Here is a 7,708-nt window from a genome sequence, read left to right on the forward strand (position 1 = left end):
ATGATAAAAATCTGTATAAAAAAATTCCTTTTGTCAAGTAGATTAACCAACATTTTATTAACTTTGATGCAAATTAAGCAATAAACTAGAATATGGGAGTTATAACTGATTTATTTTTTGCGATTGGTGATATTTTCAAATGGACTTTTGAAAACTTATTATCTCCAGTTGGTGTTATCTTTGGATGGTTATTTACATTCATCGGATGCGCATTGATGGGATGGTGGTTATATAAAATCGCTAGCTTTGGAACCGAAAATGAAAAAAGATACGAAAGATAATTTATCTTATATTGTATAAAATATATTTTCGAAGTAATTCGAAAAACCTCTTATAAGTTTATAAGAGGTTTTTTTATAATTATTATTGTAAAAATGAAATAAAAAATCAATATTTTCGTTGTCATCTAAAAAAAGATGTAAAATCTAAATTCTTTTTATAAAACTAACTCATGAATTCACAATCTTCAGAAATTGAAATTGGAGCTTTATTTAAAAATTTTCTACAAAAATTTAGAACTTTTTTACAAAAAAACCTTCTATTTATTATCTTATTAGCTGCTTTAGGTTTAATAGTTGCTTATTTTATAAACCCAATATTAAAAACCTATGAAAGTAAAGTAATTGTAACTCCAAATTATGGTAGTGTAGATTATTTATACAATGAGATTGAATTAATCAATTCTAAAATTTCTGATAAAGATACTGTCTTTCTTAATAAAATTGGTATCACCCATAATATCAACAAAATAGAAGTCAAACCTATTACTAATATCTACCAGTTTGCTGGCGAAAGCGAAAGTAATTTTGATTTACTTAAACTTTTTGCTGAAGATGGCGATATTAATAAAGTAGCTGATGACGAAAAAACAAGTAAAAATTATAAAACACATCAAATTATTCTAACGACAAAAAAATCATCCATACAAACATCAAATATTGATAAATTATTAAAATTTCTTAATAAAAATGAATATTATAATCAAGTTCGTTTAATAAGAATAGAAAATGAAAAACAACGTTTAGGAATAAATGATGGTACTATTAAACAAATAGATGCTGTTTTTTCAAAAGTTGAAAACTCAACAAAATCAGAAGCAAGTAAAAATTTGGTTTATGTCAATGATAATAATCAACTTAATGATTTATTAATAACAAAAAGAGAACTTATAAAAGAAAACGAATATATTAAATTAAACGAATTGTTGTCTACAAATATCATAAAGAAAATCAGTGAATCTCTCAATGTACAAGCAGAAACAAAGGGAAATTTATTGAAGATAATTTTACCAATTCTATTTATAGGTATATTTTTATTCATTAGATTAATATTTACTAAACAAAAATAATTTTATTCATGAAAAATTTAACTTTATTATTATTCTGTTCCTTTATTATTTTCCAAAGTTGCGGGAATGATAAAAAACCGAGAACAAAAGAAGTACAAACTTCTAGTACATCAACAGAAAAAGACTCTTCTAATGATCAATCATTAATTTCTAAAAAAGGATTAGTACTAACTATTAATGCAGATTTTAGCAAAAATGATGAATTAGTTCTGTTTTGGAAAGATAAAAGTATTGGATGGTTTACAGATGAAAAAACTATATATGGAGGATCTTCAGATATAAAAGGACATCAAACTATAGAGTTTAAATTTCCTGAAAACGCAATTCCTAATGATTTACGTATTGATATAAGTGGAGATAAATTACAAAAAGAAATTAAAATAAATTTCATTAAAATTTCTGATGAAAATAGAGAATTCTATGTGTTTGGCGATGAGTTAACAAAGTACTTTAAAACAAATGAATTTATCACTTATAATGAAAAAAACCATTCATTAACTTTAAATACTAAAGGAGAAAACTACGATCCTTATTTAACTACAACACATGATTTCATTCTTGAGTTACAAAGAGTGTTAAATACTACTTTTTAATTAAAAAAACAATTGATTACAGCTTTTCAAAGTGCTAAAAATTATTCAAAAATATAAACAATATGAAAAATTAGTATATAATTTTTTATTCCTTTTTATCATCCAAATAGTAGAAATGTTTGTTCCTTTGATAATTTTTAGGATTTTGATTGATGTAGTTGGTGTTGAAAAATTTGGATTATTAAATTATATTATTGCATTTGTCGTCTATTTTCAAATATTAATTGATTATGGGTTTAACAATTCTGCTACAAGACAAATATCACTTAATATACATAGTAATGCTAAAGTAAATGTGATAATAAATAGAGTTATATCTGCTAAAATATATTTACTCGTTTTCAGTTTTATTATATTTTCACTCATTGTTTTTTTAATTCCTAGTTTCAAAGAAAATTGGATAATTTATTTTTTATACTTTGGAGTCATAATTGGTTATACATTTTCACCTTCTTGGTATTATCAAGGTATTCAGAACATGAAAAGCTATATGTTCACAAACATAATTGTTAAAATATCTTCTTTGATTATTATTTATTTTCTAATTAAAAATGAAAATGATTTTTGGTTAGCACCTTTGATTTTGAGTATTAGCCAAATTTTAATTGCTTTGATAACATTTTCTTTACTACTATTGAACAATTCATATCAATTCAGATTATTATCCCCAATAAAAATATTTAGAGAATTAAATGAGGGTAAATATTTTTTTTTATCTGAATTACAAGCTACATTGTTTACAAATACAAATGTTATAATATTAGGCTTTTTTTCATCTTTAACAAACGTTGCATACTTTACTTCTGCTGATAAATTAACGCGCTCAATAAGAAATATACAAATACCTTTATCAAATGCTTTGTATCCACATCTTTCAATAGAGGTTAATAAAAATCCAAAAAAGGGATTGAAACAAATTAATAAAATAACTTTATTTGGACTTTGTATATTAATTTCTTCTTCTATAATTATAGGATATTTTGGTGAGAAAATAATTATTTTAATTTTTAGCAATGATATGACTGGAGCTACTACAGTCTTTCAAATTTTATTATTGATACCAATTTTTTCATTCATAGACAGTATGTATGGTAAACAAATTCTATTAAACTTAAAAAAAGATAAAATATTTTTCAATATATTTTTATTTAGTTCATTATTCTGTCTCATTTTAAGTTGTATTTTATCCTATAAATATAGCATAATAGGAACAGCAATCGCTGTTGTTATAGGACAAGGAGTTTTAGCAATTCTCATGTTTTTTTATGCTCAAAAAATTGTATATGGAAAAAGTTAAAGTTAGTATTATTATACCTGTTTATAAACCAGGAAATTTAATTCATGAATGTGTGACATCATTAATTAATCAGAGTTTTAAATCAACCGAATTTATTTTTGTAAATGACGGCTCACCTGATAATGTTCAAGAAATCTTAAATGATTATCAAAAAAAAGATGAAAGAATTAAAATTATAGAACAAGAAAATCAAGGAATTAGTGTTGCTAGAAATAAAGGATTACAAATAGCAAAAGGAGAATATATTGGCTTTCTAGATAATGATGATTATTATAAAGATAATTTTATTGAAAAATTATATTCTAAAGCCTCTAAATATCAACTTGATATTGTTGTATCAAGAACTATTGAAGGTCGAGATGGAAAAAAAATTATTAAAGCTCCTATTTTTGAAACAAATAAAATTTATAATCAAGAATTTTCACACAAAAATTTTATAAAAAATTTATTAACTGAAGAATCTCTTTTTGCTGTATGGAACAAACTATACAAAAGAGAGTTAATCACTCAATATAACATTCAATTTCCGTCAAATAGAGAAATAGAAGAAGATTGTATGTTTAATTTACAAGCTTTTAATAATTCGAAAAGAATAATGTTTATTGATTATTATGGTTACTATTATCGTGAAGTTTCTACAAGTGAATCGAGAAGATTTATTGAAAGAGATTTATTCACAAAAGCGATAGAAAAATATAATTTTGACTATAAATCTACTTATAATTTAGAAATTAATAAGGAGGAAGAAGAACGTTTTAAAAGTGTTCGATTAATCAATAGGGCAATATACTTAACATTTATATGCTCCAAGGATAATGCAAATTTCAATACAAATTATTCCTATGTAAAATCTATCGTTTCCAATCCTATTTTGATTAATGCTATGAAAACATATAAACATGATCCGTTATTAAAAGCAGGTAAATATAATCGAATCTTAATTAATATAATTTTGAAACAAAATTATATTAAATTAAGAATAATATGTTTTTCTATTTACAAATTTTATACACAATCAGTTTCAGAATTTTTAAGAAATTTAAATGGAACAAATAAAAATATTGAATTGATTTTAGATGAAAAATAATTATAAAAATGTATTTAATTACTTATTTTTCTTAGGACTTTTCTTTTTTTCTTTCAACCATATAGAAGTAATGCCTTTTATGGGAGAGTATATAAAAGAATCCGGAGCTATTTTTTTCTTTTTAGGTTTTTTTTTACTTGTGATAGAAATTATAAAAACAGGAAAAATAAACTTTCCTATTAATGATAAATTATATTTCTTAATTCTAATATTTTATTCAATATGTATAATTTGTACAGTTATAAACTTCAACTCTGTTTCTAATAATTATTTTAAACGAACTACTGGAGTTTCTAGATTTATAAGACAAATAATTTCTTTATCAATTCCTTTCTTTGTTTTTATTCCTTTTTTTTGGCGTGTCATACAAAACTGGACAATAACAAAAATTTTTTTTACTATACGAAGAATATTTTTGTTCTCTTTATTATTCGCTTCATTTTATGGTTTTTTTGAAATTTTATATTCCTATTTTGGTATCTATCCTGCTAGATATGTTACTGATCTACTTGGTAATATAATCCCTTTCATAAAACCATATTATCATCAAGGTGGAAGGATTTCAGTTTTTGCTTACGAACCTCCATTTTTTGCAATATATCTAATTACAATATCAGGTTGGATGTTTAGTTATATATTAACAGAAAATAATATTATCAAAAAATTATACCCTTCAATCGCTGTTTTAGGTTTTACCTTTTTTTCTGGTTCAAGAACAGGGCTTCTTGTTATATTTTTTATCTTTACACTATTTATCTTTTATCTTTACAAAAATAATTTTTACCGTAAACAACTTAATATTTTATTTTTCGGCTTTTTTATTATAATCTTTTCTTCATTAGCATTTAATGCAGAAAAATTAATTTATTCTATCAACCAAAAAGTTGAAAGTTTAAATTTTGTAGGAAACTTAAAGACAGACGTTTCTAACAAAACAAGATTTGGAATGCAGTATGCTTCTATACAAGTGTTCAAAGAAAACCCAATTTTTGGTGTTGGTTTTGGACAACAGGTATATCATTCAAGATTTCACTACCCTAGATGGTCTACAATTAATAATTGGGAATTTAAAGAGTTTTACAATAACAAAAAAGATCCTTCATTTCCTCCAGGATATAATATTTACACTAGATTATTAGCAGAATTAGGAATTGTAGGTTTTTTATCTTGGATGTCAATATTGCTTTATAGTTTATTTCTGTGTTATAAATTTTTACAATCAACTGATTTTTATACAAAAGTCTTAGCTATTTCAATTACTATATCTCTAATCGGACTTTACATAAATTGGTTACAAATAGATACTTTTAGACTTTATGGAGTGTGGTTAAATTTTGTGGTATTAATGTTTTTGCAACATAAAGTTTATCAAAAAAATGAATAAAAATCTATTAATAATTCCTCATTATAATAATCCTGATGGATTGATTAAATCAATTTCTTCAATTGGAAAAGACGAAAACTTGGATGTAATTGTAATTGATGACGGTAGTTCTATTAACAAAATTAATGAATTTGAAGTTTTGAGCAATAAAGCATTCAAAGGAGAAATATTATTTAAATACTGTAATGTAAATAGAGGAATCGAATTTGTTTTAAATGATGCAATAAATTACGCTCTTGGAAAAGATTATATTTATCTCTCTAGACTAGATTGTGGAGATATATGTAAAAATAACAGATTTCAAACACAAGAACTTTTTTTTGAAAAAAATAAAAGTATTTCATTAATAGGAAGTAATGTAGATGCAGTAAATGAAAATGGTGATTTTTTATATACAATCAAAGTCCCATTGACAGATAAAGATATTAGAAAAGGAATGCTAATAAATTGTATGTTTATACATCCTAGTGTGATGTTCAAGACCGAAGTTATTAAACAAGTTGGGAAATACCCTACAGAATATAAAGCGGCAGAAGACTTCGCTTTATTTACGAATATTTTGAAATATTTTAAAGGCGCTAATATCAACGAGTCCTTAGTTACAATAGAATTGAATACAAAAGGAATTAGTATAACAAATAGAAAAAAACAAACTAAAAGTAGAATACAAATTCTTGAAAAGAATTACAAATTAGGCATCACTTCTACATATGGACTTATTAGAAGCTATATTTTACATTATACTCCATATTCATTAGTCCAAAAATTAAAAAATTTTATTTATAAATGAAATATTCCATAAATAGATTTAGATATTTCTTTCTTTTATTATTTATACTAATATTACCTTTTACTATTGCTATTAGCAATATTACATTTGGTATTTTCTCTGTATTAACTATTATAAGTTTTTTTTATTTTAAAGATGATTTCTATGTAGATAAATTCTTGATTCTTATTCTCACATTTCTATTATATTTATCCATAGATGGTTTTTTTCAAGGATCTTATAATGCTAATAAAACATTATGGAAATTTCTTCCAATATTATTAATTGGAACAACATTGATGTACTCTAGTAAAAAATTACCTTTACTAAAATTAAAAAAAATATCTGTTTTTTCTAGTTGTATTTTTATACTTACTTGTTTAATAAGGACGATAATATTTTATACTGAAAATCATTTTCTTCCTTTTGCAAATGATGCCGAAATAGCTAGTATTCTTAAAATACATAGACCATATTTAGGATTTTATGTATTATTGAATATTATTTTATCTTATGATCTTTTTAATAAATCAGATCAAAAAAAATATAAATATATATACAGCCTTATTTTTTTATTTTTATTTGCATTTATTGTTTTAATCGCAGCCCGATTGTCAATCATTAGTTTCTTTATTATTTCTTTTATTTATGTTATATTTTATTTAGATTTAAATATTTACAAAAAATTTACAATTGGTATTCTGCCATTATTTATTGTAAGTAGCTTTATATTTTATAGCCCTAAAATACAAGAAAGATTAAATAATAATAATCTAGAGCTGATGATAGATCACGAACCTCGATTTGTTATTTGGGAGAGTGTAAATAATATATCTAGAAATGAAGATTTTAATACCATATTTGGATATGGTAACTATCAATTAATAGAAGATTATCTCGTATTAAACTATGAACAAATAATTGATAAAAAAGAAAAAAGAGATTATTATATTGAAGAACGATTTAATACACATTCTCAATTTTTTGATTATTTTTTATTTGGAGGATTTATTGCTTTTTTCTTTTTTATCAGTATATGTTTAATTTCTTTATGGAAAACTAAACGAGACTTTACTTCTTTCGCTATAGTGATCTCATTTATTTTATTTTTCTCAGTGGAAAATGTATTCCATAGACAATTAGGTTGTTATTTGTTTATTTTATATTACTTCATAGCTTTAAAAAATAATAAAAACTTTATAGTGAGTGATTGGATATCCCCCTGAATTT

8 protein-coding genes are annotated in these 7,708 nt (G+C 23.4%); all 8 read left to right on the plus strand.

The genetic code is table 11. From position 1 onward, the window contains the following. Positions 1–92 precede the first annotated feature (92 nt). The 8 genes from B3R94_RS02305 to B3R94_RS02340 all read left to right on the plus strand — a co-directional run bounded on the left by B3R94_RS02305 (position 93) and on the right by B3R94_RS02340 (position 7,704). On the plus strand, positions 93–281 hold the full coding sequence (locus B3R94_RS02305; RefSeq protein WP_219034107.1) for a hypothetical protein: 189 nt from the start codon (positions 93–95) through the stop codon (positions 279–281). A gap of 170 nt (positions 282–451) precedes the next feature. Beyond that, the gene (locus B3R94_RS02310) at positions 452–1,348 is read left to right on the plus strand and encodes a hypothetical protein (protein WP_291098375.1); all 897 of its coding nucleotides are present in this window, start codon (positions 452–454) and stop codon (positions 1,346–1,348) included. A gap of 8 nt (positions 1,349–1,356) precedes the next feature. After that, positions 1,357–1,941, plus strand: a complete 585-nt coding sequence (locus B3R94_RS02315; RefSeq protein ID WP_280050828.1) for a hypothetical protein — start codon at positions 1,357–1,359, stop codon at positions 1,939–1,941. Positions 1,942–1,972: 31 nt separating this feature from the next. After that, positions 1,973–3,238, plus strand: a complete 1,266-nt coding sequence (locus B3R94_RS02320) for an oligosaccharide flippase family protein (protein WP_291098379.1) — start codon at positions 1,973–1,975, stop codon at positions 3,236–3,238. Next, the gene (locus B3R94_RS02325) at positions 3,225–4,325 is read left to right on the plus strand and encodes a glycosyltransferase family 2 protein (protein ID WP_291098382.1); all 1,101 of its coding nucleotides are present in this window, start codon (positions 3,225–3,227) and stop codon (positions 4,323–4,325) included. The genes B3R94_RS02320 and B3R94_RS02325 overlap by 14 nt, the downstream gene beginning before the upstream one ends. Next, positions 4,315–5,709 carry an O-antigen ligase family protein gene (locus B3R94_RS02330; protein ID WP_291098385.1) on the plus strand — a complete coding sequence of 465 codons (1,395 nt, stop codon included), beginning with the start codon at positions 4,315–4,317 and terminating at the stop codon, positions 5,707–5,709. The genes B3R94_RS02325 and B3R94_RS02330 overlap by 11 nt, the downstream gene beginning before the upstream one ends. Next, complete coding sequence (locus B3R94_RS02335) at positions 5,702–6,499, plus strand: glycosyltransferase (RefSeq protein WP_291098388.1); 798 nt, start codon at positions 5,702–5,704, stop codon at positions 6,497–6,499. Before B3R94_RS02330 ends, B3R94_RS02335 begins: the two co-directional genes overlap by 8 nt. After that, positions 6,496–7,704 (plus strand): O-antigen ligase family protein, encoded by a 1,209-nt coding sequence (locus B3R94_RS02340; RefSeq protein ID WP_291098390.1) that lies wholly within the window; start codon positions 6,496–6,498, stop codon positions 7,702–7,704. The genes B3R94_RS02335 and B3R94_RS02340 overlap by 4 nt, the downstream gene beginning before the upstream one ends. The last annotated feature ends 4 nt before the right edge of the window (positions 7,705–7,708 follow it).

The sequence above is a fragment of the Empedobacter sp. UBA7611 genome (genome assembly GCF_002484365.1).
GTDB lineage: Bacteria > Bacteroidota > Bacteroidia > Flavobacteriales > Weeksellaceae > Empedobacter > Empedobacter falsenii_B.